The organism is Shewanella oncorhynchi (genome assembly GCF_030848765.1).
In the GTDB taxonomy this organism is placed as follows: Bacteria; Pseudomonadota; Gammaproteobacteria; order Enterobacterales; family Shewanellaceae; genus Shewanella; species Shewanella oncorhynchi.
Window position 1 is genome coordinate 2,634,500 of sequence record NZ_CP132914.1, and the last position, 24,983, is coordinate 2,659,482.

General features: G+C 46.2%; 20 protein-coding genes and 8 tRNA genes. 23 read left to right on the top strand and 5 right to left on the bottom strand.

The window, feature by feature from the left end; genetic code table 11:
- Positions 1 to 115 precede the first annotated feature (115 nt).
- The 4 genes from RA178_RS11915 (at position 116) to RA178_RS11930 (ending at position 1,956) form a co-directional block, all read left to right on the top strand.
- Positions 116 to 200, top strand: a tRNA-Tyr gene (locus tag RA178_RS11915).
- A 71-nt stretch (positions 201 to 271) separates the two neighbouring features.
- Positions 272 to 356: transfer RNA gene (locus tag RA178_RS11920), tRNA-Tyr, on the top strand.
- 142 nt (positions 357 to 498) lie between these two features.
- A tRNA-Tyr gene (locus tag RA178_RS11925) sits at positions 499 to 583 on the top strand.
- A gap of 227 nt (positions 584 to 810) precedes the next feature.
- Positions 811 to 1,956, top strand: coding sequence for a PLP-dependent cysteine synthase family protein (locus RA178_RS11930; protein ID WP_263254962.1), 1,146 nt, complete (start codon positions 811 to 813; stop codon positions 1,954 to 1,956).
- A 98-nt stretch (positions 1,957 to 2,054) separates the two neighbouring features.
- On the opposite strand, the gene queE is transcribed toward RA178_RS11930, so the two are convergent.
- The gene (gene queE / locus RA178_RS11935; protein ID WP_168825223.1) at positions 2,055 to 2,723 is read right to left on the bottom strand and encodes a 7-carboxy-7-deazaguanine synthase QueE; all 669 of its coding nucleotides are present in this window, start codon (positions 2,721 to 2,723) and stop codon (positions 2,055 to 2,057) included.
- A gap of 171 nt (positions 2,724 to 2,894) precedes the next feature.
- Between queE and queC the strand changes: the two genes are divergently transcribed.
- Together queC and rrtA are read left to right on the top strand one after the other, a co-directional pair.
- The gene (gene queC / locus RA178_RS11940; protein ID WP_113939679.1) at positions 2,895 to 3,617 is read left to right on the top strand and encodes a 7-cyano-7-deazaguanine synthase QueC; all 723 of its coding nucleotides are present in this window, start codon (positions 2,895 to 2,897) and stop codon (positions 3,615 to 3,617) included.
- Positions 3,614 to 4,210 (top strand): rhombosortase, encoded by a 597-nt coding sequence (rrtA, locus tag RA178_RS11945; RefSeq protein ID WP_131524162.1) that lies wholly within the window; start codon positions 3,614 to 3,616, stop codon positions 4,208 to 4,210. Before queC ends, rrtA begins: the two co-directional genes overlap by 4 nt.
- Positions 4,211 to 4,286: 76 nt before the next feature.
- On the opposite strand, the gene uvrB is transcribed toward rrtA, so the two are convergent.
- Together uvrB and RA178_RS11955 are read right to left on the bottom strand one after the other, a co-directional pair.
- The gene (gene uvrB, locus RA178_RS11950) at positions 4,287 to 6,293 is read right to left on the bottom strand and encodes an excinuclease ABC subunit UvrB (protein ID WP_028760013.1); all 2,007 of its coding nucleotides are present in this window, start codon (positions 6,291 to 6,293) and stop codon (positions 4,287 to 4,289) included.
- A gap of 305 nt (positions 6,294 to 6,598) precedes the next feature.
- Positions 6,599 to 6,751: a hypothetical protein gene (locus RA178_RS11955; RefSeq protein ID WP_158497640.1), complete on the bottom strand. Its 153-nt coding sequence runs from the start codon at positions 6,749 to 6,751 to the stop codon at positions 6,599 to 6,601.
- Positions 6,752 to 7,361: 610 nt separating this feature from the next.
- Here RA178_RS11955 and RA178_RS11960 point away from each other — a divergent pair.
- The 14 genes from RA178_RS11960 to gloA all read left to right on the top strand — a co-directional run bounded on the left by RA178_RS11960 (position 7,362) and on the right by gloA (position 18,188).
- A tRNA-Asn gene (locus tag RA178_RS11960) sits at positions 7,362 to 7,437 on the top strand.
- 57 nt (positions 7,438 to 7,494) lie between these two features.
- Positions 7,495 to 7,570, top strand: a tRNA-Asn gene (locus RA178_RS11965).
- 32 nt (positions 7,571 to 7,602) lie between these two features.
- A tRNA-Asn gene (locus RA178_RS11970) sits at positions 7,603 to 7,678 on the top strand.
- A gap of 43 nt (positions 7,679 to 7,721) precedes the next feature.
- Positions 7,722 to 7,797 (top strand) — tRNA-Asn (locus RA178_RS11975).
- Between the two features lie 49 nt (positions 7,798 to 7,846).
- Positions 7,847 to 7,922: transfer RNA gene (locus RA178_RS11980), tRNA-Asn, on the top strand.
- 211 nt (positions 7,923 to 8,133) lie between these two features.
- A complete protein-coding gene (locus RA178_RS11985) occupies positions 8,134 to 10,038 on the top strand; it encodes an EAL domain-containing protein (RefSeq protein WP_306681992.1) in 1,905 nt (634 codons plus the stop codon).
- A gap of 125 nt (positions 10,039 to 10,163) precedes the next feature.
- Complete coding sequence (gene rsxA / locus RA178_RS11990; protein WP_006081543.1) at positions 10,164 to 10,742, top strand: electron transport complex subunit RsxA; 579 nt, start codon at positions 10,164 to 10,166, stop codon at positions 10,740 to 10,742.
- A 1-nt stretch (position 10,743) separates the two neighbouring features.
- A complete protein-coding gene (rsxB, locus tag RA178_RS11995; RefSeq protein WP_028760015.1) occupies positions 10,744 to 11,358 on the top strand; it encodes an electron transport complex subunit RsxB in 615 nt (204 codons plus the stop codon).
- Positions 11,352 to 13,961 carry an electron transport complex subunit RsxC gene (gene rsxC, locus RA178_RS12000; protein WP_306681993.1) on the top strand — a complete coding sequence of 870 codons (2,610 nt, stop codon included), beginning with the start codon at positions 11,352 to 11,354 and terminating at the stop codon, positions 13,959 to 13,961. Before rsxB ends, rsxC begins: the two co-directional genes overlap by 7 nt.
- Before the next feature lie 26 nt (positions 13,962 to 13,987).
- Complete coding sequence (gene rsxD / locus RA178_RS12005) at positions 13,988 to 15,037, top strand: electron transport complex subunit RsxD (protein WP_028760017.1); 1,050 nt, start codon at positions 13,988 to 13,990, stop codon at positions 15,035 to 15,037.
- 74 nt (positions 15,038 to 15,111) lie between these two features.
- On the top strand, positions 15,112 to 15,750 hold the full coding sequence (gene rsxG, locus RA178_RS12010) for an electron transport complex subunit RsxG (protein ID WP_105252444.1): 639 nt from the start codon (positions 15,112 to 15,114) through the stop codon (positions 15,748 to 15,750).
- Positions 15,743 to 16,441: an electron transport complex subunit E gene (locus RA178_RS12015; RefSeq protein WP_028760019.1), complete on the top strand. Its 699-nt coding sequence runs from the start codon at positions 15,743 to 15,745 to the stop codon at positions 16,439 to 16,441. The genes rsxG and RA178_RS12015 overlap by 8 nt, the downstream gene beginning before the upstream one ends.
- 204 nt (positions 16,442 to 16,645) lie before the next feature.
- Entirely contained in the window at positions 16,646 to 17,287 is a 642-nt protein-coding gene (gene nth / locus RA178_RS12020) for an endonuclease III (RefSeq protein ID WP_168825144.1), read from the top strand.
- A 490-nt stretch (positions 17,288 to 17,777) separates the two neighbouring features.
- Positions 17,778 to 18,188, top strand: a complete 411-nt coding sequence (gene gloA / locus RA178_RS12025) for a lactoylglutathione lyase (RefSeq protein WP_006087315.1) — start codon at positions 17,778 to 17,780, stop codon at positions 18,186 to 18,188.
- Positions 18,189 to 18,345: 157 nt separating this feature from the next.
- Here gloA and msrQ read toward each other — a convergent pair whose 3' ends face one another.
- Positions 18,346 to 19,008: a protein-methionine-sulfoxide reductase heme-binding subunit MsrQ gene (msrQ, locus tag RA178_RS12030; protein ID WP_028760021.1), complete on the bottom strand. Its 663-nt coding sequence runs from the start codon at positions 19,006 to 19,008 to the stop codon at positions 18,346 to 18,348.
- 46 nt (positions 19,009 to 19,054) lie between these two features.
- Positions 19,055 to 20,089 (bottom strand): protein-methionine-sulfoxide reductase catalytic subunit MsrP, encoded by a 1,035-nt coding sequence (gene msrP / locus RA178_RS12035; protein WP_306681994.1) that lies wholly within the window; start codon positions 20,087 to 20,089, stop codon positions 19,055 to 19,057.
- A 253-nt stretch (positions 20,090 to 20,342) separates the two neighbouring features.
- Here msrP and rmuC point away from each other — a divergent pair, with 253 nt between their 5' ends.
- The 3 genes from rmuC (at position 20,343) to RA178_RS12050 (ending at position 24,868) form a co-directional block, all read left to right on the top strand.
- The gene (gene rmuC / locus RA178_RS12040) at positions 20,343 to 21,917 is read left to right on the top strand and encodes a DNA recombination protein RmuC (protein WP_306681995.1); all 1,575 of its coding nucleotides are present in this window, start codon (positions 20,343 to 20,345) and stop codon (positions 21,915 to 21,917) included.
- Between the two features lie 81 nt (positions 21,918 to 21,998).
- A complete protein-coding gene (locus RA178_RS12045) occupies positions 21,999 to 23,924 on the top strand; it encodes a transglycosylase SLT domain-containing protein (protein WP_028760024.1) in 1,926 nt (641 codons plus the stop codon).
- 239 nt (positions 23,925 to 24,163) lie between these two features.
- Positions 24,164 to 24,868, top strand: a complete 705-nt coding sequence (locus RA178_RS12050; protein ID WP_306681996.1) for an EAL domain-containing protein — start codon at positions 24,164 to 24,166, stop codon at positions 24,866 to 24,868.
- Positions 24,869 to 24,983 lie beyond the last annotated feature (115 nt).

Genomic DNA, 24,983 nt, shown 5'->3' on the forward strand with positions numbered 1-24,983 from the left:
CGTCAAAACAATTCGTTGTTAGTTAATCGACCATTTGATACATAACTTTAGGAATATTTTTAAATTGGGTATTTACATGGAAAAGGTTTCTGACTACTATGGCGGCCGCAATTGAGGAGGGGTTCCCGAGTGGCCAAAGGGATCAGACTGTAAATCTGACGGCTCAGCCTTCGAAGGTTCGAATCCTTCTCCCTCCACCATTTGCACTGCAAGTTTTATCGTGTTGTTCGAAAATGATGTAGAGTTTTACAAAAGTGTTAAAGGTATTCGTGGAGGGGTTCCCGAGTGGCCAAAGGGATCAGACTGTAAATCTGACGGCTCAGCCTTCGAAGGTTCGAATCCTTCTCCCTCCACCATCTTTATCTCTAACGCAGAGAATCATTTTCAAAGACTAAACATGGCCAATGTTTAGTTTTGTCTTGATAAATAAGTCCGTTATTGATGATGTTTTGAAAGACAATTTTAAAAGTTAGTTGTAAAGCTAAAAAGAAAGTTTGTGGAGGGGTTCCCGAGTGGCCAAAGGGATCAGACTGTAAATCTGACGGCTCAGCCTTCGAAGGTTCGAATCCTTCTCCCTCCACCATTTCTTTCACTCTCGCATATCCTTCTTGTTCCACTTCCGCTTAGTCTGTTCCAACTTAATCTGACTGTTCCAGCTTAATCTGATTAAATTCTTGGCATTTTTATATTAAGTAAACTTCTTGGTGGACGACATTTTTGATTTCAATTACGTCGTGCTCTACTTTAAGCGAATGACTTCAAGCTCATCCAATAAAACCGCTTTGCCCGTCCCTGTGATATGCTCTGAAAATGATCCCTTTCGATGTGACTACTATGATTTCTAACACGATTCAACCGCCAGTGGATTCTCACAGCGCTCACAGACTCTGTCCCACATGGGAAGCCCACGCGATAGGCAAGATTGAAGCGGATTTTCAGCGCAGCGCCGATACCCACTTGATTAAGCTTGAATTACCTATGCTCGATGGCATAGATATTTATCTCAAAGATGAAAGTACCCACCCGACAGGCAGCTTAAAGCATCGCCTCGCCCGCTCACTCTTCCTCTATGCCCTGTGTAACGGCTGGATTAAGCAAGGCACGCCGATTATCGAATCCTCATCGGGCAGCACAGCGATTTCTGAAGCCTACTTTGCCCGTTTACTCGGTTTACCTTTTATTGCCGTAATGCCCAAAAGCACAGCTAAAAAGAAGATTGAGCAGATCACTTTCTATGGCGGTCAATGTCATTTTGTCGATCATTCCAGTGAGATTTACGCCGAATCGGCACGCCTTGCCGCAGAGCTAGGCGGACATTATATGGATCAATTCACCTACGCCGAGCGTGCAACCGACTGGCGCGGTAATAACAACATAGCCAACTCTATCTTCAATCAGATGGAGCGCGAGCCACACACTATCCCGCGCTGGATAGTGATGAGCCCTGGCACTGGTGGCACATCGGCGACCATAGGCCGTTACATTCGCTATCAAAGGTTGGCGACACAACTTTGCGTGGTCGACCCGCAAAACTCCGTTTTTTTTGATTTCTATCAGAGCGGCGATGCCAGCTTAACCTGTTGCAATGGCAGTAAGATTGAAGGCATAGGTCGACCGAGAGTCGAGCCATCGTTTATTCCTGGTGTTGTCGATACTATGCTGCAAATTCCCGACGCCGCATCAGTGGCGACAATTCATTGGTTAGAACAATTAATTGGCCGTAAAACCGGCGCATCCACAGGAACCAACCTGTACGGTGCATTACAACTGGCTGTACAAATGCAAGCGCGTGGAGAGCAAGGCTCAATAGTGACCCTTATTTGTGACTCGGGTGAGCGTTACCTTGATACTTATTACGATACAGATTGGATTACAGCTAACATCGGCGATATTGCGCCCTATCAGCGCCAACTTGCAGCATTTAATCATTTCGGCCAGTTAAGTGAGCTTGTTTAAGCAACTGTATTAAGTCGTTAGGTTTAGAATCCACAAAACATCCACCATAAAAAACGCCCCACAACTGTGAGGCGTTTTTTATGCTTTGCAGATTAGCATTAATCAATATTCAAATACTTATGGGTCTGGATCGATAAGCGCCAATTACGGGCGATACACACTTTCATCGCCAGTTCTGTCGCTCTAGGCTTTTGACTAATCGGCTGAAGGCAAATCGTTTTCGCTGAAATATCGATGTCTTGCAGTAACTCGTCAAGTTCATCGATGTGATTTTCAGTGGCGATAGGATGCTTAATCTCATTGGCGCGATTCAGCGCCTGTGCTAATACCTGATACCCCCCTTTCATGTTCACCTTGGGTGATACTGTCACCCAAGTGTCATCGGCACAGTTGATTTCGAAGGTGCCACTGGTTTCGATTTGAGTCGCAAAGCCTTGACTGTGCAAGGTCTCGGTTAATTCGCGTAAATCGTACATACAAGGCTCTCCGCCGGTGATCACGATATGCCGCGCAGTAAAACCTTTAGCGTGAAAGGCAGCGATAAGACTTTGCGCCGTATGATCAGCCCAGCGACCAATGGTGCCGTCCACGGTAATCACTTGCTCTGGCGACACCTTATTGGCTTCAAGCACATCCCATGTCTGTTTCGTATCGCACCAAGCACATCCCACAGGACAACCTTGTAGGCGGACAAATATAGCAGGCACTCCGGTAAAAACACCTTCACCTTGAATGGTTTCAAATACTTCGTTGACAGGGTAATTCATACTGACGTTCCACTTTTCTGGGGCGGCATTTATAGTGGATTTTAGCTTGAGCTGCAAGTCTTTGCGCCGAGAAAGCCTATTTCGACCCTATAGTCAGAGTTTGCAAGCCCTATGGCCTGAGTTACACTAACGCCCTATTTATACCTGTTCTACGGTGAAGTGAAATCCTTTATGTCAACGAGCTTAGTGTCAAAAACAGTGGTGTCCAAAGCAGTGGTGGTATTCAGTGGCGGACAAGACTCAACAACTTGCCTTATTCAAGCCTTAACCCAGTACGATGAAGTACATGGGATCACTTTTGACTACGGTCAACGTCACCGCGAAGAAATTGAAGTCGCCAAATCCTTAGCAAAACGCCTGAAGATCACCAGCCATAAAGTCATGGATGTCACCTTACTCAATGAGTTAGCTATTTCAGCCCTCACCCGTGATGCGATACCCGTTTCACACGAGTTGATGGAAAATGGCTTACCCAATACCTTCGTGCCCGGCCGTAATATTTTATTTTTAACGCTTGCAGGCATTTATGCCTATCAATTAGGGGCGCAAGCGATTATCACAGGCGTGTGTGAAACCGATTTTTCAGGCTACCCAGATTGTCGTAACGATTTTGTTAAAGCGATGGAATCCGCCTTAGTTCAAGGTATGGATAAGCAACTAAAAATCATCACGCCTTTAATGTGGCTCAATAAGGCACAAACCTGGGCACTGGCGGATAAATATCAGCAACTTGATCTGGTTCGCCACCATACTCTCACCTGTTATAACGGCGTGATTGGCGATGGCTGTGGTGATTGCCCTGCCTGTCATCTTCGCAAACGTGGATTAGATGATTATCTACAGAATAAAGCAGCGGTCATGGCTGAGCTTGACGCCAGCGAGCCAAAAGCATGACACGCAGTCCCTATTGGGTCGCGCTGATGGTGAGTCTTCTTTGTGCGGGTTTGTATGCCGCAGGCTTAGCAAGCCCCGAAGTCGATAACCTACTCGCCTATCGCCGCAGTGCAATTAGTGAGGGTGAATGGTGGCGATTAATCAGTGGAAATTTACTGCACACGAATCAATGGCATCTATTGATGAACCTTGCAGGGCTCTGGGTGGTGCTATTTTTGCACCATTTTCATTATCATCTCAAAGGCTTAAGTGCACTATTTTTCGTATTATGTTTACTTGAAGGTATAGGCTTGTATTTAGGCTATCCGCAATTGCTTGGTTATGTCGGCTTAAGCGGTATGTTGCATGGCTTGTTCGCCTACGGCGCAGTGCAGGATATTGTCCGTAAGCTGCGCTCAGGCTATCTGCTGCTCGTTGGCGTTATCATCAAGGTCGGTTACGAACAGCTTTATGGTGCCAGCAGTGATGTCACCGCCATGATAGGTGCGCGCGTGGCAACCGAGGCGCATTTGGTCGGCTTAATCTGCGGGCTGATTTGCGCTTTAGCGGTGTTTATCAAGCTAAAAATGAGCCAATCAAAAGTCCCTGCTTAATCCAAGTCAAGATATTAAAAAGCCGTCGCTGCATGATTGCTGGACGGCTTTTTTAATGCTGAGCGCAAGAATAAATCTAGGCTTTGATCAACAGGTCCCGCAGGTGCTTGACTTCATCACGCATTGCCGCCGCTTGTTCAAACTCTAAGTTGCGCGCATGTTCATGCATCTTCTTCTCAAGCTGATCGATTTGATGGCTCAACTCTGCCGCATCGGCTTTATGGTAATGGGACTTAGGCTCAGCCACTTTGCCATACACAGCTTTACTGTCGCGGCCATCATCCACATCCATCACATCGGTGATCCGTTTAACGACGCCCTTAGGCGTAATACCGTGTTTTAAGTTGTGCGCCCGCTGACGTTCACGACGTCGGTCAGTTTCACCTATCGCTTTCTCCATCGAATTGGTGATGCGATCGGCATAGAGGATCACTTTACCATTGACGTTACGCGCCGCGCGGCCAATCGTTTGGATGAGCGAGCGTTCAGAGCGCAAGAAGCCCTCTTTATCGGCATCTAAAATACACACCAATGACACTTCAGGCATATCTAAGCCTTCGCGCAATAAGTTGATCCCAACCAGCACATCAAACTTACCTAAACGCAGATCGCGGATGATCTCAACCCGTTCGACTGTGTCTATGTCCGAATGCAGATAACGCACTTTTACGCCATGTTCGTCGAGGTATTCAGTCAAATCCTCCGACATACGCTTAGTCAACGTCGTCACTAACACCCGCTCATTGACGGCCACTCGCTTGGCGATTTCAGACAATAAATCGTCCACTTGGGTCCCAACGGGGCGCACTTCTAATTCAGGATCGAGTAATCCCGTTGGCCGCACGACCTGCTCAGCAATTTCGCCTTCGCTCTTTTCCAGCTCGTAGGCACTCGGTGTTGCCGACACATAGATAGTTTGCGGCATCAATTGCTCAAACTCTTCAAATTTGAGCGGTCGGTTATCCAAGGCGGACGGTAAGCGGAAACCATATTCCACAAGTGTGGTTTTACGGGAACGGTCACCTTTGTACATAGCGCCGATTTGCGGCACAGTCACATGGGATTCATCGATAATTAATAAGCCGTCGGCAGGCAAATAGTCGAGCAAGGTTGGTGGCCCTTCCCCCGGTGCGCGGCCAGACAAATAGCGCGAGTAGTTTTCGATGCCAGAGCAATAACCCAACTCCACCATCATTTCCACATCGTATTGCACCCGCTCATGGATACGCTGGGCTTCAATTAACTTGTTGTTATCGAGTAGATATTGCTTACGCTCACGCAGTTCTTCTTTAATAAACTCAGTGGCAGCAATGATTTTTTCCCGCGGCGTGACATAGTGAGTCTTAGGATAAACCGTCGTACGGGCGATACGTTTAATAATATGGCCCGTTAACGGGTCAAACTCACTTAAACGTTCAATCTCATCGTCGAACAACTCGACTCGAATGGCATTACGCTCAGAATCGGCGGGGAAAATATCAATCACTTCACCGCGCACACGATAAGTACCACGTTGTAGCTCAATATCATTGCGCTTGTACTGCAATTCACTGAGACGAATTAAGATGTCACGCTGCCCCATCACATCGCCTTGGCGTAGATGCAGCAACATTTTTAAATAGGAATCGGGATCGCCCAAGCCATAAATGGCCGACACCGAAGCAATCAGCACCACATCTTTACGCTCTAACAGCGCCTTAGTGGCGGATAAACGCATCTGCTCAATGTGAGCATTAACCGAAGCGTCCTTTTCGATAAAGGTATTTGACGCAGGTACATAGGCTTCGGGCTGGTAGTAATCGTAGTAAGAAACGAAATACTCGACCGCATTATGGGGAAAGAACTCTTTCATCTCGCCATAAAGCTGCGCCGCCAAGGTTTTATTAGGCGCCATGATAATCGTGGGCCGACCTAACTTTTGGATCACATTGGCAATCGTGAAGGTTTTACCTGAGCCCGTCACCCCGAGTAAGGTTTGGCAAGCCAGACCCGCTTCGAGTCCATCGACTAATTTGGCAATCGCTGTAGGTTGGTCGCCTGCGGGGGCGAATTGCGATTCAAGCTGAAAAACAGATTCTGACACGCGCACATATCCTTTTAGTGAGTCGCCCCATTCTAATCAAGTCACCGACTAAGCTCCACAGTTATCCTTCCTGTCGTCATATCAATACGATCTAAAACCGCAAGATGACAATTTAAAGGAAGAAACATGAAACTTTTAAACTAAGGCGTTTTCAGCGTTTTTTGCTCACAAAACACCCGCAAACTAAGCAAAAATGCCAATTTAATACACAAGAAATCAATTTCGTTCGATTACAAAATTGCAACCTTGTTTTCACCCTCAACAAAAACCACTTGCTTTTAGTATGCAGTTGATAATGCTTAAATTTATTTTTGAACCCCAAAATAGTGCATTTTAAGTCCGCCGCCCATACCCCAAGGCTTTGGCGGCCATTTTTCAGGACAACTCACAGGGTTATCCACAGATTTTGTTGATAAGTCGAAATAACCTAGAAACCACGCGGGATTGGAGGCTGTCATGTGTCTTAACAACCGTCTCTCGGCATTTAGTAATTTAATTACATTTGATAAATGTTGCTACTTGTATCAATTTCACTAACTGTAATTAACACGAGTTGTAGTAGCGCATCTGGTGCCACAACTGATAGTGAAGTGCATCACTTAATTTGAAAAACAGCTCACGCTAATTCGATAAAGCCTCAATTAACACCTCCATCAACAACAGCAAACTTGTTAAAACAGAAAAACGGGCTTTAACAGCGAAAAGATAACCCACGTTTTCTATCGGTATAAAGAACTGAGTAAATTCACATTACCCCACCTGAGATCCTTTTTTGAGCGGTTTGAGTCTTAAGTACTCGACCAAGTACCGAAAACGGTGTCGATTATTTAGCGAATGATTTCAATTTCATAGAATCACCGCTTAAAAACGATGGACTCAATTATGGCTATATTGCGAATTGTTAAGTGGTTTTTCACGAAAAATGTCGAATTCTGCACCACGATGCACATTAGATGAGCACTTAACAGCATAATTACACTTTTTTTAGTAACTCGAGTTGACTCATCCAACAGAGCGTTTTACTATGCGCTCCGTTCTCAACGAGTCGCTACGATTGTGTGAAACGATTCCCCTGTAGTTCAGTCGGTAGAACGGCGGACTGTTAATCCGTATGTCACTGGTTCAAGTCCAGTCAGGGGAGCCACTTTAAGCACATGATAAAAATGAGTTAGAACAAGCAGTAAGATAAGTTGTAAACAATTCCCCTGTAGTTCAGTCGGTAGAACGGCGGACTGTTAATCCGTATGTCACTGGTTCAAGTCCAGTCAGGGGAGCCAATTACGTTATCAAGCTGAAGCATTAAAATGATTCCCCTGTAGTTCAGTCGGTAGAACGGCGGACTGTTAATCCGTATGTCACTGGTTCAAGTCCAGTCAGGGGAGCCAATTTAAGCAAGCAAAAAAGTCGATAGTAATATCGCACCTCGATTCCCCTGTAGTTCAGTCGGTAGAACGGCGGACTGTTAATCCGTATGTCACTGGTTCAAGTCCAGTCAGGGGAGCCATTTTAAAAGTGTTATTCTGTAAAGTCGATAGCAATATCGCACCCTCTACTCCCCTGTAGTTCAGTCGGTAGAACGGCGGACTGTTAATCCGTATGTCACTGGTTCAAGTCCAGTCAGGGGAGCCAATTTATTCTTCGTTTTGTTCCCGTGCCTTTGCCTCTTCCGGCTTCTAGTTACCCTATTCTTTTCCGTTTTGTTTTTAAGCAAATGCAGTTACACTGTTATCAGCTTATTAATAAAAATTTATGAGTGTCATCACACAGATAGCTGCAGTTAAGTATTCTTGACTTAAACTTATCCTGTTTGAGCTCACCCAAAAAAATAGAGCGGATTTTTATGGCCATGTCAAAATCATATCCAATTTTTTTACTGCTTATTTTCTTAGGTCTTTTTGCTTGGGTATATCAAAGCGAAAATAGCCAATTAAAAGTCCAACAACAGCAAGAACTGGATAGCTTTAAAACCAGTTTAACCCGCTACCAACAATGGCAAGGTGATGGCGCCGAACTCTTCAAAAAGCTTTCTGAAAATTACCCATTCCAATTTTTCCAATATATTGATGATACCGATGGCCAACTGAGTTATACCGAAGGTCGTTTAGACAGCCAACATCCTCATCCTTTAGCCCGTTTATTTTCTATCGAGCTCAGTCATACACAAAAATTGGCAACCGGTCGTTTACAAGTCAAACTCAGTGCAAACCAAGCGATTGAAACTTCGATTAGTCATACTCAAAAGCTCGGTGTCATGTTACTGGTGGCTTACCTTATCTTGCTGTTAGTGTTTATTCTGTTAATGTCAAAACATAGGGCGGCGATACGTTATGCTGCTGATTATATTTCAAAAATACCTGAGTTAGGGTTTTCTGCTGTCGCATCATCAAAACTTACAGGTGAGCTCAACCCCATTGGAATATCCCTTGAAGAGTGTCGTCTTCAACTTAAAGCCCAAATCGATAAACTCAATCAAGAGAATGAAAAGCTGCATAAAGCGGCCTATCAAGACACAGTGACGGGTTTTGGTAGTCGCCAGCGCTTTACCCAAAAATTAGAAACCATAAGCAATCCCGATATTCCTCAATTGGGGCTGATGGCAATGGTTAAGGCCACAGAGCTTGCGCAAATCAATCAAAAACAAGGGCGAACTGCGGGGGATGATTATCTTTCAAGGGTGGCAAATTGTATCCGCAAAGCCTGTAGTAAGTATTCAGATGCAGAATGTTTCAGGGTATCGAGCGCTGATTTTGCCATCTTTATTCCTGATGTCATGCTGAAGGATGCGCCAAAATTTTTAGACCAATTAAAAATTTATCTCGATGAATATTTGCAGATGACAAAAGCGGAATCTGTTGCCCATATCGGTTTAGTTCCCTATCACCAAGGTACCGATGCGGTTAATTTGCTGACGATTGCGGATACCGCAGTCAGCATAGCGCAGACCCTTGGACCGAATAGCTATCATATCCAAGAAAAACTCAATGGTGACGAGCAGTTTGGTGATGATCGCTGGAAAATGGCGATCAATGATTTAGTCACTCGCCAAGCATTAAAATTCTACCAACAGCCAATTCAGCCGTGTCGTACCGATGTAGAGGTTTACCGTGAGTTGTTGGCGCGCTTTTACAATAGCGAAGGTAAGTTTTTACCGACCACCACAGTGATCGCTATGGCCGAACGTCACGGTATGAGTTCTGAATTAGATAAACTGGTGGTGATCAGTGCATTAAGAATGCTTAAGGAAAACCCGACCATTTCGGGTAACTTTGGCATCAATATCAGCGCATTTTCTGCGCATCAAGATATGTTTGTCGCTTGGCTAAAGGACATTTTAGGCAAGCAAAAATACATCGCCTCGCGCTTAGTATTTGAGATCAATGAGTCAGGTATGCAGTCTAACTTAGGGGCAAGCTATAAGTTCGTTCGCGAAATACATAGCGTTGGATCACGGGTGTCGATAGAGCGTTTTGGCATGAGCTTTACGTCCTTCAAATTCTTCAGCGAAGTGCGCCCAGACTACATAAAGCTTGATGGCAGCTACACATCGAACATCGATGAAGACAGCAATAATAAGTTCTTCGTCCGTATGATGGTGGATGTTGCAAGACGGATAGGCATTCGGGTTATTGCGACCAGCGTCGAACGCCAAGAAGAAAAACTCACCCTCGAAAAACTCTTAGTTGATGGATTGCAAGGCTATTATATAGCACAGCCCCAAGCCATGGCGATTGCAGATCAAATTTAATACTTTAACGGGTTAATTCGTCGCCAAAATTTACAGTAAAGATGGTTAACCCTGCATTCTATATGTTGTTTATGCAAACGGAAAAGTCGATAATACGGCCAAGATCCGTTTAGAAAAGTATTGAGATGACTGAATATCTCCTCTTGTTGATCAGTACAGTACTGGTCAACAATTTCGTTTTAGTGAAATTCTTAGGCTTGTGTCCTTTTATGGGGGTCTCCAGTAAACTGGAGTCCGCTATTGGCATGTCTATGGCGACCACTTTTGTGCTGACGTTAGCCTCTATTCTCAGTTACCTCGTCAACCAGTATCTACTATTGCCCTTTGATCTGAGCTACCTGCGAACCATGAGCTTCATTTTAGTGATTGCGGTTGTGGTGCAATTTACTGAAATGGTGGTGCAAAAAACCAGTGCTGCACTGCATCGCGCTTTAGGGATTTACCTGCCGCTGATCACAACTAACTGTGCTGTGTTGGGTGTTGCCCTATTGAACGTTAACGAGAAGCACGATTTTATCCAATCGGCTATATATGGCTTTGGTGCTGCGTTAGGCTTCTCATTAGTGTTAATTCTCTTCTCGGCGATGCGCGAACGTTTAGCAGCCGCAGATGTCCCCTTACCTTTCAAAGGCGGCGCCATAGCGATGATCACCGCAGGTCTTATGTCCCTCGCCTTTATGGGATTCACAGGATTGGTTAAGTAAGATGTCCGGAATTTTAATTGCAGTCATATTGTTGACCCTATTGGCATTAGTCTTTGGACTATTACTCGGTTTTGCCGCCGTTAAATTTAAGGTTGAAGGCAATCCGATTGTCGATGAACTCGAAGCGATTCTGCCACAAACCCAATGTGGTCAATGTGGTTACCCTGGCTGTCGCCCTTACGCTGAAGCGATTGCCAACGGTGATAAAGTCAACAAATGCCCTCCCGGCGGCACAGCCACCATGGAAAAACTGGCGACCCTGATGGGCGTCGAGCCCGAGCCACTGAATGCCGAAGCACAATCTCAAGTGAAAAAGGTCGCCTACATACGTGAAGACGAATGTATTGGCTGCACTAAGTGTATTCAAGCCTGCCCCGTGGATGCGATTATCGGTGCAGGTAAGCTTATGCATACTGTGCTGACAACCGATTGCACGGGTTGCGATCTCTGTGTTGAGCCTTGTCCCGTCGATTGTATTGATATGATCCCAGTCACCCAGAATCTTAAAAATTGGAACTGGCGCTTAAATGCCATCCCAGTGACTCTCATCCAAGACACTCTCATCAAAGAGATTCAGAACCAAGACCCACAGTTAGAAGAGGAAAAGCGGTGTTAACTTTATTAGATCAATTAGATAAAGGAACCCTTTGGCGCTCACCCGGTGGTATACATCCACCCGAAGTCAAATTCCTCTCGAACGCGACGCCGATTAGCCAACTGCCCTTAGCCACTACATACTTAGTGCCCATCCCTCAAGTCGGTGAAAACTGCACACTTGCGGTAAACATCGGCGATAGCGTACTAAAAGGCACACCGTTAACGCAAGGCACCTCTATTTGGCATTTACCTGTGCATGCGCCGACATCAGGTACTATCGTTGCCATTGAGCCAAGGGCTAGCAACCACGCCTCAGCATTGCCGGTTAATACCTGCGTTATCCAAGCCGATGGCAAAGACACTTGGTGTGAGCTGGTGCAAAATGAGCTTGATGACTTAAGCCATCAACAGATGATCGATAAGATCCGTGCTGCTGGCATTGCAGGCATGGGCGGCGCGGCGTTTCCAACTCATATTAAGCTTAATCCGGTCAGTGAAATTGATTTAGTCATTATCAACGGCGTCGAGTGCGAACCTTATATCAGCGCCGATGACAGATTAATGCGCGAATACAGCCAAGATATCCTCGCCGGTATTGGCATTATTCATCGGTTATTAACGCCAAAACGCATTGTTATCGCCATTGAAGATAATAAGCCAGAAGCGGCCAAAGCCATGCAAGCTGCAGTCGTCCAATGTGGGCTCCCAGCGGACAGCATTCGGGTAACCGTCATTCCGACAAAATATCCTTCTGGTGGTGAAAAGCAGTTAATTCAAATCATTACTGGCCGCGAAGTGCCCTCGGGCGCGATTCCCTCCAAACTCGGTATCGTCGTGCATAACGTCGGCACTGCCTTTGCAATTCATCAAGCGGTTACCCAAGGTAAACCGCTGATTGAGCGCGTTGTGACTGTGACGGGCAAAAATGTCGGTAAACCGGGGAACTACTGGTTACCGATAGGCACACCTGTTGAGCATGTGCTAGCTGCGACTGAGTTCACGCCAGAGCCTGAACAAAAGGTGATTATTGGCGGGCCTATGATGGGCCATGCATTGGCGAATATCCAAGTGCCTATTTTAAAAGGTACTAACTGTATTCTGGTGCCAAGCAGCCAAGAAATAGGAACTACGCCAGAAGAAAAAGCCTGTATCCGCTGCGGCGAATGCGCCAATGCCTGCCCTGCACTCTTATTGCCACAGCAACTCTTTTGGCACGCCAAGGCCGAAGAATATGACAAAGCAGCCAGTTACAATCTAAAGGATTGTATTGAATGCGGTTGTTGTAGTTACGTCTGCCCGAGTGATATTCCCTTAGTCGAGTATTACCGCATTGCCAAGTCCGCACTTAAACAAGCCGCCGATGAAAAGCAGCAAGCGGAGCGCGCTAAACAGCGTTTCGATGCCCGTTTAGCGCGTCTTGAAGAAGAAAAGCTTGCCCGTGAAGCTAAAGCCAAAGAAGCCGCAGAGCGCCGACAAGCGACTATGACTGGCACGGATAAAAATGCCGTCGCCGAAGCCATGGCACGGATCGCCGCGAAAAAAGCCGCAGCGGCACAATCAGCAACTGAAGAGTTGTCGACTGAAGAATCATTGAATCATCAATCAAACGTAACAAGCACTGATACGACAGACGCGCCCAAGGCTAAAGCTGCCGTTGCCGCAGCCATCGCCCGCGCTAAGGCGAAGAAAGCCGCCCAAGTGAATGCCAATGGTGCAGATACAAACAATGTGGTTAATGTTGATGCCAGTGATGAATCCTTCTTAGCAACAGATGCAATCGCGCAAGAAGCGCCGTTATCTCAGAAGGACAAAGTCGCCGCGGCCATTGCTCGTGCCAAAGCTAAAAAGGCGGCTCAGCAAGCCGATACCGCGCCGCTTGAAACGACTGACAGCACACCAGAAGCCAGCGCTGCCGATGATAAAAAGGCCAAAGTGGCTGCCGCAGTCGCGCGGGCAAAGGCCAAGAAAGCGGCGCAGCAAGTAGAAACCGCCGCTAGTGATATTGAAGTTAGCAATACTGACGTTAGCGTTAGTGATGTTAGCGTTAGTGACGTTAATGATTCAGAAGCGATTAAGAAAGCCAAAGTAGCCGCCGCGGTTGCCCGTGCTAAAGCGAAAAAAGCCGCGCAGCAAGCTGAGACAAATGCTGACAATGATTTAACTCAGACCGCGACTCCAGCAGTTGATTCCGCAGCTAGCGTTCAAGCAGATGTGAATGATGATACAGAAGCAGCCGCTACTGACGTTAACAACGCTGAAGCGATTAAAAAGGCAAAAGTGGCCGCCGCTGTTGCTCGTGCTAAAGCGAAAAAAGCAGCGGCGTCAATTGTTGAGCCTAAGTCTGATTTAGAGGCAGAGTCCACGTCAGTTGACGACATTCAAACTAAAGCTAACGTGGCATCGCCGTCGATAGCAGCAGTCCATGATGCCGTCGCAGCCAAACCCGAAGCCGTTTTACCATCCGCAGAACAAATTGCAGAACCCATTGAAACGGCAGCCTTATCAGGCGATGAGCTTAAAAAAGCACGGATTGCTGCGACTATCGCCAAGGCAAAAGCCAAAAAAGCGGCACTCGCTCAACAAACCGAAGCTTCGAGCGATTCAAGTGTTGCTAATGATTAAGAACAGAATGATAAAAAGGGAACACAATGGCGTTTAAAATAGCCTCATCACCCCATGTTACACGTAATTTGCATACCTCAACTGTGATGCAAAGGGTGATTTTATGTTTACTGCCGGGCCTTGTGGTGCAATGCGCCTTTTTTGGCTGGGGCACGCTTGTTCAAGTGCTGCTTGCGATTATAGTTGCCCTAAGCTGTGAGGCTGCGGTGATGAAACTTCGCAATCGTAATATCAAAGCCAGCCTTAGCGATAACAGCGCCATGCTGACCGCAATCTTGATTGGTGTCGCCATTCCTCCCCTAGCACCTTGGTGGATGATAGTGATGGGCACCGCCTTTGCGATCGTTATCGTTAAGCACCTTTACGGCGGTTTAGGCCATAACCTGTTTAACCCTGCAATGGCGGCGTATGTATTGCTGTTAATCTCATTCCCAGTGCAAATGACCACTTGGATAGCACCGAGTACCGTTGCGCTGCATTCACCTAGCCTAGCTGAGAGCTTGCAACTTATCTTCAACATTGGCGCCCACGTTAACTTGGAACAGTTTCGTTTAGGGATAGATGGCATCGCAATGGCGACGCCACTCGATACCCTTAAAACCGATTTATCCCTAGGATTAACCACCACAGAAAGCCTGACTAAAGCCATTTTTGATGGCAGCACAGGCGTAGGTTGGTTCTGGGTGAATTTAGCTTATCTGGCTGGCGGTTTAGTGTTACTTAAACTGAAAGCCATTCGTTGGCACATCAGTACTGGCGTGTTATTGGGGCTCTTTGTTGCATCGAGTATCGGTTTCTTACTGTCGCCCGATACCCAAGGCAGTCCCCTATTACATTTGTTTTCTGGCGCGACCATGTTAGCGGCATTTTTTATCGCAACCGATCCCGTCACAGCAGCAACCAGCCCCCGTGGTCGCATTATCTTCGGCGCGTTAATTGGTGTGTTGGTGTATATCATCCGCATTAAAGGCGGTTACCCTGACGCCTTTGCCTTTGCCGTGTTATTGGCTAACCTCTGCGCCCCCTTTATTGACTACTATGTGCGGCCACGCACCTATGGTCATTCTGCTAGCTAAGGCCATTGGGCGGACTACCGTCATGCTACAAGATAATGTCATTCTGCTGGCAACGAGAGCTTAAGGAAAAAGAGTTGAAAAATCCGATGATTAAAAATGGTTTTTTATTGGCACTGTTTGCCTTGATTTGCACGGGTCTCGTCGCCGCGGTCAATCAACAAACCTTTGACAAGATTAAGCAGCAAGAACAACAGGAATTGATGCGAGTATTGCAACAATTAATCCCTGATGAAATACATGATAACGAGCTTACCGCTCAGTGTACCTTGCTATTAAACAAAGAAGCATTAGGCACGGATAGTCCAATGCCGGCCTATATTGCTACCCATGCAGGCAAGCCTGTCGCTATCGCCATGGAAGCCATCGCGCCCGATGGCTATAGCGGTAATATCAAATTAATTGTTGGGATTAATATCCAAGGTGAAGTCTTAGGCGTACGTACCTTGTCCCACCAAGAAACCCCTGGGCTGGGTGACAAAATTGAACTACGTAAATCGAATTGGGTCACTCAGTTTGTTGGTAAAGTGCTGGGCTCTGCAGATGATAAGCAATGGTTAGTTAAAAAAGATGGCGGTGATTTTGACCAATTTACCGGTGCAACCATCACCCCGCGCGCTTATGTTAAAGCAGTCAAAAACGCGGTATGGTATTTCAGCACTAACCAAGCACAAATTTTCAGCCAGCCGCTAAATTGTGAGGCCAACCATGACTAATTATCGCGAAATTGCGTGGCAAGGACTGTGGAAAAACAACCCAGGCCTAGTGCAACTGTTAGGTTTATGTCCGCTACTCGCGGTTACTGCAACGATCACTAACGCCCTTGGCCTTGGTCTAGCCACTATGCTGGTGCTGATTGGCTCTAACATTTTGGTGTCACTGGTGCGCGACTATGTGCCCAAAGAAATTCGTATTCCTGTGTTTGTGATGATCATCGCCGCGCTAGTCACCACAGTGCAACTGCTTATCAATGCCTATGCCTACGGCCTGTATTTATCCCTTGGGATCTTCCTGCCATTAATTGTGACGAACTGCATCATCATCGGCCGCGCCGAAGCTTTTGCCTCGCGTAATAATGCGTTTAGTGCCGCCTTCGATGGTCTAATGATGGGCCTTGGTTTTACTTTAGTGCTTACAGTGCTGGGCGCAACGCGGGAAATCTTAGGTCAAGGCACACTGTTTGATGGTGCGGATCAACTGCTCGGCCCATGGGCTAAATCGTTAACCATGCATCTATGGCAAGTCGATACCCCATTTCTCCTTGCTATGCTGCCACCCGGCGCATTCATCGTGATGGGATTATTGATTGCATTGAAAAATGTGATTGATAAAAAAGTCAAAGAACGCCAACCTCAAGTCGCCGCAGAGCCGAGTGTTACCCGCGCACGGATCACTAAGGTAGGTTAGGCTTTCAAGTAACGACAGGCATTATGGCGATCAGATATGCCCTAGTGTTAACGCGTTTAATGTGTGCCTAGCACATGATTAGCGGCAAAACTCAAAGCATAAGAAAATCAGCGAACGTGGGTTGTAAACTCATCAATCATCATTAATAAGATAGTGATAATGAACGGTTGAGAGTTGAAACCCACCACAGCGCAGGAATCGTACATGAATCAAGAAAAACGTATCCAGATCCTCACTCGTCTTCGCGATAACAATCCCAAACCTGAAACCGAACTCAATTTTTCAAGTCCCTTCGAGCTGCTAGTGGCAGTGACGTTATCGGCCCAAGCAACAGATGTGAGTGTCAACAAGGCAACAGACAAGCTCTTTCCTGTGGCAAACACAGCCCACAGCATTTATGCCCTTGGCGTAGAAGGTTTAAAACAATACATAAAAACCATAGGCTTATATAACAACAAAGCCATCAATGTGATCAAAGCCTGTGAGATCTTGATTGAGAAATACAATGGTGAAGTACCAGAAAACCGCGAAGCCCTAGAGTCTCTGCCCGGCGTTGGCCGCAAGACGGCTAACGTGGTACTAAACACTGCGTTTGGTTGGCCAACCATAGCCGTCGACACCCATATTTTTCGCCTCGCCAATCGCACTAAATTCGCGCCCGGCAAGAACGTAGTCGAAGTGGAAGAGAAAATGCTAAAAGTCGTGCCAGCGGAATTTAAAGTCGATGTGCACCACTGGTTTATTCTGCATGGCCGCTACACTTGCCTCGCGCGCAAACCCCGTTGTGGCAGCTGTATCATTGAAGACTTGTGTGAGTTTAAAGAAAAAATATACCCTGAAGAATAAGCTTCGAATCAACTGAGTGGAGCAAATTGACGTTTCAGTGTTGTTTTCACATTGATTAGACTGGATTTCAAACAAACAAAAAGCCGCAATAGCGGCTTTTTGCTTAACTTGGAACTGGGTTAACTCAAACTTGTATTAGTCGTTAAAACATTGAAACAAAGAACGCACTGAAAAATAAAGCAATAACAACTGTGGTGCCTAAAGCCATTTTAAGTTCGGTGTTCATCATTCACTCTCCTAGTTAGTATGGCTACATTATTATCAACCCAGTGATAAAAACCCATGTTTGTCTCTGTGTTTTGTGAGCGATAGCCAATTTATCGGCAATTTTCTCTTCTAAATCCTGAAAATTCCTCTTACAGACAATCATTTCCCTATCCTAAGCGTTAATCTGGGTCAAGCGCTGTAAAAACAATGGCTGACATTTAGCGAGGTCCATCTACGGATTTTTGGTATACTCCACCCCGTAATCTATTTAGAGAGAGGACCTATGTCGCAACTATTACATACTATGATCCGCGTCGGTAACTTAGAACGCAGTATTGCTTTTTATACTGAAGTGCTCGGCATGAAACTACTTCGCACCTCTGAAAATCCAGAGTACAAATATTCTTTAGCTTTCGTGGGTTATGGTGAAGAATCCACAGGCCAAGCCGTGGTTGAACTGACCTATAACTGGGGCACTGACAAATACGATTTAGGCACAGGCTTTGGCCACTTAGCGATTGGTGATGAAGATATCTACGCCCGTTGCGCAGCTATTGCCGCAGCCGGTGGCAAAGTGACTCGCGCCCCAGGTCCTGTCGCTGGTGGGACCACTGAGATTGCCTTTGTTGAAGATCCAGACGGTTATAAAATTGAGTTTATTCAAATGAAATCAGCGACTCAAGGTTTAGGTTAAGTCCTGCCTACTGGCCCCGAAAAGTAGCTGAGCAAGACTATTTATTCAGCGAAAAATGCCGGATCTTCATTCGGCATTTTTGTTTTTATACTTTATATCTCACGTTAGCCACAAAAAACATAAATCAAGCCAGTGATTTACTGCTCGCGCCATGCGTCTAAACCGACTTTATCGAAGCTTTATCTTGTGTCAGCTTTCGCTCGGTTTTGTTCGCCACTTTCCGGCTGAAATGACGTTTAAACCAAGGCGTACGCCACAGCAGCAACACACTAAAACCTACGATATACAGACTCGGCTCGATGATTTCCGATTTTACCGACCAGTAAAAATGGATTGGCGCTAATATCGCGACTAAATACACTCCATAGTGCAAGGTTTGCCAACGACGTCCCATCTTACGCATCAAGGCTTTAAACGAAGTTATCGCCAAGGCGGTGACGATAAGATAAGCCACTGCGCCGACTAAAATATACGGCCGTTTTACTACCTCGCTAAACAGTAATTCCCAAGCAAACAACAGATCTAAACTAAAAAAGGCCAATATATGCAAAGTGGCATAGGCAAAAACATATAAACCCACTAAACGGCGGGTCTGCATCAACAGCCCTTGCTTGGTCAACTTGGCAATCGGTGAGATCAGTAAGGTCGCCGCTAGCGCATTTAATGCGCCTATGCCTGTGTAGTGAATAATGTGCTGCACGGGATCGCCACCCGCACGGCCAAGCACCACTGTGAGCACAAGGTAGACGATGGGCACTAAACCCAACAAATGAAATAACGCCTTTAGCCAAAACAAGTGCTTAGCGGTTAATCTCAACATAGTTTGTCCCCGCTTAATAGCGAATCCCCAAACAACAAACCAATCATCAATAGTATTTCCTCAGATCCATGCCGTCATACAGTGAAGCCACAAACTCGCCGTAACCGTTGAACGGCTGGGTATTGATGCGGGTTGCTGAAAACAATCCCCCCTCGCCGATACGACGCTCTGTGGCCTGCGACCAGCGCGGATGATCCACCGCCGGATTAACGTTGGCATAAAATCCATACTCGTGTGAGGCAAGCTGATTCCAGCTGGTCGGCGGTTGTTTATCCATAACGCGAATTCGCACGATTGATTTAATGCTCTTAAAGCCATATTTCCACGGCACCACTAAGCGAATGGGCGCACCGTTCTGCGGTGGCAAGGTTTTACCGTACAAACCCACAGACATTAAGGTTAAATCGTTCATTGCTTCGGCTATCGTGAGGCCTTCAACATAGGGATAATGAATACCGCCCCCCATTAATCGGCTCTTCTGCCCCGGCATTTGTTCGGGATCAAAAGCGGTTTCGAAGGCGACATACTTGCCCTTACTGGTGACGCCAACTTTTTTCAATAATGCCGCCAGCGGGAACCCCACCCAAGGGATCACCATAGACCAAGCTTCAACACAGCGCAGGCGATAGTTACGCTCCTCAAGCGGGAACATTTTAGTCAGATCATTAAAATCTAAAGTCATGGGCCGTTCAACTTCACCTTCGATACGCAGTTGCCAAGGATCGACTTTAAAGCCTTGGGCATTATTGAAGGGATCTTGTTTGTCCGTACCAAATTCGTAGAAATTATTATGCTGCGTCACTTTATCAAACGGGGTTAACACATCAGCGTCACCGTACTGCTTATTGGATTGAAACGTCAGTGGCGTAGTGATAAATGAGGACTTAGGTTGATCGCCAAATAGATCGAATAATCCAGCCTGCACATAACCGGGCACGCTGGCACCGATAGCACCGAGTCCCATGGCTTTTACAATTTGCCGACGCGAGCGAAATACCGCTTCAGGCGTCACTTGGTTGTCTTGCATGTGCCACTGCGCTTTTTTAAGAATACCTGGGGTAAAACGGGAATGTTTAGCCAATTGACACCTCTACCATCCAATGATTAAAGCCACCGAGTCGCGATAAAAATCTTCTCTGGCGCTAGTCTGTATCGCTCACTCTTATATAGACAGGTAAAAGTCAGAAAAACTTTCCACCCGTGAATAAATTCACCTTAAACGTATAAGACTTGCTCATTCAAGCATTAAGCGCAGATATAGTTGATTAAAGGGCTTGAAGCCTGTTGGGGGGCATGCGAACCTAAGCGCCAAAGCTAAAGGAGTGCTATTGATCATGCCATTTTCTCAATCTTTTTCTGTCGCCGAAATCATCGGCCTTCTCGCCATTGCCTTCTTAGGCCTGTTGATCGGTGCTCTGCTCAATCAAAGACTCACCCGCCAACGCTGGCAACTACACAAAGACCAACTTGAGCAAGAAATGCGTCAAGTAAATGAAGATGCAGAATTATCCTTAGCACAACAGCAAATTTTGGTCGATGACAAAGAAGCGCAATTACGTCAATACCAGCAACGCCTTGAGCTCAAAATTGAACAACTGGGCAAAGCCGAGGCCTTAGCCGAACGCGTGCCCACTTTAGAGCAGCAATTAAATGATAGCCAGCGCCGTCAGTTAGAGATCCAATTAGCCCTGTCGAAATCCAATGCCATGCAGCAAACCATTCAAGCCAAGGCCGATGCCCAGCAAGAATCGCTGCAGGATAAAATTGCCAGCTTAGAATCGGCCGAAGTGCGTTTACAAACCCAATTTGAAAACCTCGCAAACCGTATTTTTGAAGAACGTAGCGAAAACTTTAAGCACCAAAATGCCAGCCAACTCGAAGGCGTGCTTGGGCCATTGAAGCAACAGCTAGAAGGATTCAGACAGCAAATTCGTGAATCCTACACCCACGAACAATCCGAGCGCAGCGCCCTCAAACATCAGCTTGAGCACCTGCGGGATCTCAATCTGAAAATGAGCCAAGATGCCATCAACCTGACCAAAGCGCTCAAGGGCGATAACAAACAGCAAGGTAACTGGGGTGAAGTGATCCTCGATCGCGTACTGCAAGAAAGCGGCCTACGTGAAGGCCATGAGTACCATACTCAGCAAGATCTCAAGGATGATAGCGGTAAGCGCTTTAAGCCGGATGTGATTGTGCATCTGCCAGAAAATAAAGATGTGGTCATTGATGCTAAGATGTCGTTGGTCAGTTATGAGCGCTACTTCAACAGTGAAGATCCGGCACTGCGCCAACAGGCCATTAACGAGCATGTCATTTCAATTCGCAGTCACATTAAAGGCTTAAGTCAAAAGGATTATCAACATCTGCACGGCCTTAAGAGTCTCGATTATGTGTTGATGTTTATTCCTATCGAACCGGCATTTTTACTGGCATTGGAGCATGATCCTAGCCTAGTCAATTTTGCCCTTGAGCAGAATATCATGCTTGTTAGTCCAACGAATTTGTTGGTAGCCCTGCGCACAATTAACAATATTTGGCGCTACGAATATCAAAATCAACACGCACAAACCATTGCAAAACAAGCGGGTCGAATTTACGACAAGTTATGTGGTTATATTGAAGACATGGAAAAACTCGGCCGCGCCTTAGATAATGCGGAGAAAACCTATCACAGTGCAATGAACAAGCTGTCATCGGGCAAAGGCAACCTAGTGCGTCAAGCCCATTTAATGCAGCAGCTCGGGGTCGATACCAGCAAACAACTGGATAAAATGCTGCTAGAAAAAGCACTCAATGAAGCCCAAGACGATAACGACACTCAGGATGACGACGCTGAACTTAATCTATCGCATACCCGCGATCCTAAGGACACGGAACTCGAACCTGTCGAGTGCAATGATAGATAACAAGAATTGAACACCCATTAATTACCTCAAATCGATACGGACATGTCGATTGATACCTTGATGCCCGGAGGCAAACGCTCCATGTGCAAAGCAGTTATAAATGTGGTTATATCCAGTGCAATATTGCTCGCAGGCGCATTGAATGCCCCTGCTGCACTTGCGTTAACGTCAACGCAGAAAACCTTTCTTGAGGCCGAAAAAGCCCTGAAGAAGCAAGATTATGCAACCTATAAACCCCTACGGGCAAAACTAGGTAATTATCCGCTCGCGATTTATTTAGATCATGATATCGACATAGGTGCTCTTAATGCCTTACAGGGTTATGCAGCTAAAGCCTTGATTGAAAAATATGAAACCACACCCATGTACAATAGGTTACGGTCTAAATATTTAAACAATGCTGGTAGCCAAAAACGCTGGAATGATTATCTTGCGATCACCCCAGAAGCGCCTACAGACATCCGCCTGCAGTGTTATTACTATGAGGCGAAACTCGCCAAGGGCGATCTAAAAACGGCTTATGCGGCCGCACAATCACTTTGGGTATTTGGGGGTTCGCGACCAAAGGAATGTGATCCTCTTTTCAACACATGGACCAAAGCGGGCAAACGCACACAAGATGTCGTATGGGCGCGAATGATGCTGAGTTTCGAGGCTGGTGAAACGAGTTTACTGAGTTTTTTATCCCAAAAAATCACCACCCATAGTAACGAAGCTAAGCGTTTAGTCGCCGTCTATAAAGATCCCAATAGCCTGCGCCATACCGAAAAGTTTAAAGATAAAAATCCCATTGTCGGTGACATTGTTGCAGCAGGATTAAAACGCCTTGCCCGTAAGGATCTCGACCAAGCCATTAATTTGTATGAACGGTATCAAAAGGCCCATCGTTTTACCCCAGAACAAGCGCAGCAACTCGATAAATACCTTGTTCGCCGCATTTTAATTGAACAAGATGATAACTATAAAAACTATGTCGACAATGTGCTCACTGAGCTGAAAAATGACGACTTATTTGAGCGCCGTTTAAGATGGGCTATCCGCGATCACGACATGCGCAGTATTGCCCGTTACTTGAACCTACTCCAACCAGAAACCTTGGCAAAGGAACGTTGGCAATACTGGCTTTATCGCACCAATGCCAAAGAAGCGCCTGAAAGCGCCATAAAAGCGCTCGCGACAATCAGTAATGAACGTAATTTTTACGGTTTTGCTGCTGCGCAGTTCTTAAATAAACCGGTATCACTCAATCAAAGCCCTGAGCCTGTTGTTGATGCCAATAGCCAAAAGTTAACAGATGATCTCGGCTTTGTCAGAGTGCAAGAGTTAATGGCGCTCGACCGTTATTTCGATGCTCGCTATGAATGGATGTCACTACTAAAACGCAGTGACAATACGATGCGAGCACGTTATGGACGCTATGCCCATGAACAGGGCTGGTACGATTTTGGTGTTGAAGCCAGTATTCAAGGTAAGCTGTGGGATGATATTCCTCTACGCTTCCCTATGGCGCACCAAGCCGGTTTTGAGCACGCCAGCAAAAAGCATAGGGTTAACATCGATGAGATCCGTGCGATTAGCCGCCGCGAAAGTGCATTCTATCTTTATGCGACCTCGGGTGTAGGTGCCCGTGGCCTAATGCAAATTATGCCCGCCACGGCCAAAGCTACCGCCAAAAAACACGGGGCCAGATATAGCGATCCAAAGGATCTCTACAGCGCAGAGCTTAACCTCAATCTTGGTAGCGCTTACTATGCCCAGTTGTTGAAAGAGTTTAACCAAAACCGCATCCTCGCCACGGCTGCCTATAACGCGGGTCCCTCTCGCGTGCGTCGCTGGTTATCAAACTCTGATGGCAAACTCGATGCCATGGGCTTTATCGAGGCGATTCCCTTTACTGAAACCCGTGAATATGTTCAAGCCGTCCTCAGCTATCGATTGATTTATGAGGCGCAAAAGCAAAAAGCACAGCCATTATTCAGCGAAGCTGAGCTTAAGTTTGCTTACTAACTCGTGACATGAAAAGGAACTCGATACTCAGCTGCATCGAGTTCCTACTTTTCAGCATACCCTAGGGTAACGCTCATGCTTTAACCACCAAAAATTCTAAATGTTATTCTCTAAATTCAAATAATTAGCAAAGCGAATAATTATTCAGCAATCACGCCGTTTTATCGAAAACTTGTTTGCACTGAAAGGCATTAAATGCGAATAATTAGCATTAAAGCATTAAGAATCCCATTACACCCATGATTAACCTTAGTTCGTTAACCCTTAGCTGCGAATACCAACCCTTTGTCAATCCTCATACTTTAGCCATCGACGGCTATGAAGCCTTAGCACGCTTTTACTTGCCTAATGGTGATGCGGTTGCACCTAATATTGTGTTCGAGCAATTGCATGAATCTACAGAAATACTCGCTGCAGTTGAATATCAAGCCAAGGCATTTCAACTCATCCATGCGCCGAGTCAGCAGCGAATTTTTATCAATGTTGATCCCCACGCCGTCGATGGACCACATACCGCCAAGCTCATTCGTTTACTGTCCCACTATGAACGAGTCACGGTCGAGATCATCGAAAACACCTGCATTAACGATGCCCAGCTGGCCAGTCAATTATTCACTCAATTTAAACAAGCTAAGATACATGTGGCGCTGGATGATATTGGTGCGCCCCACTCCATGCTCAGTGTCGATCTGATGATAAACGTGGATTATCTTAAGTTTGACCGCCATTGGTTAACACACATAACACACCCCGAGGGAGCCCAATTATTAATTGCATTGGTCAACTTTGCCCAAAAGACCCACAAACAGTGCATTTTAGAAGGCATAGAAACTGAAGCTCACTTAGCCTTTGCGCGGGATATCGGTGTCGACTTTGTCCAAGGCTTTTTGTTTAAATCCTGGTTTATTCGCCCCACCAGCAGCCAAGTACTGTGCCTTACGTAAGATCAGGCTAAAACGGTTTACATTCGCGCCACCAGCCCACTCAAGACCAAACCTAATGCTGTCGAGTAATTGATTTAGCACTAAAAATGCCACTGGATATACGGGCAATGATCCG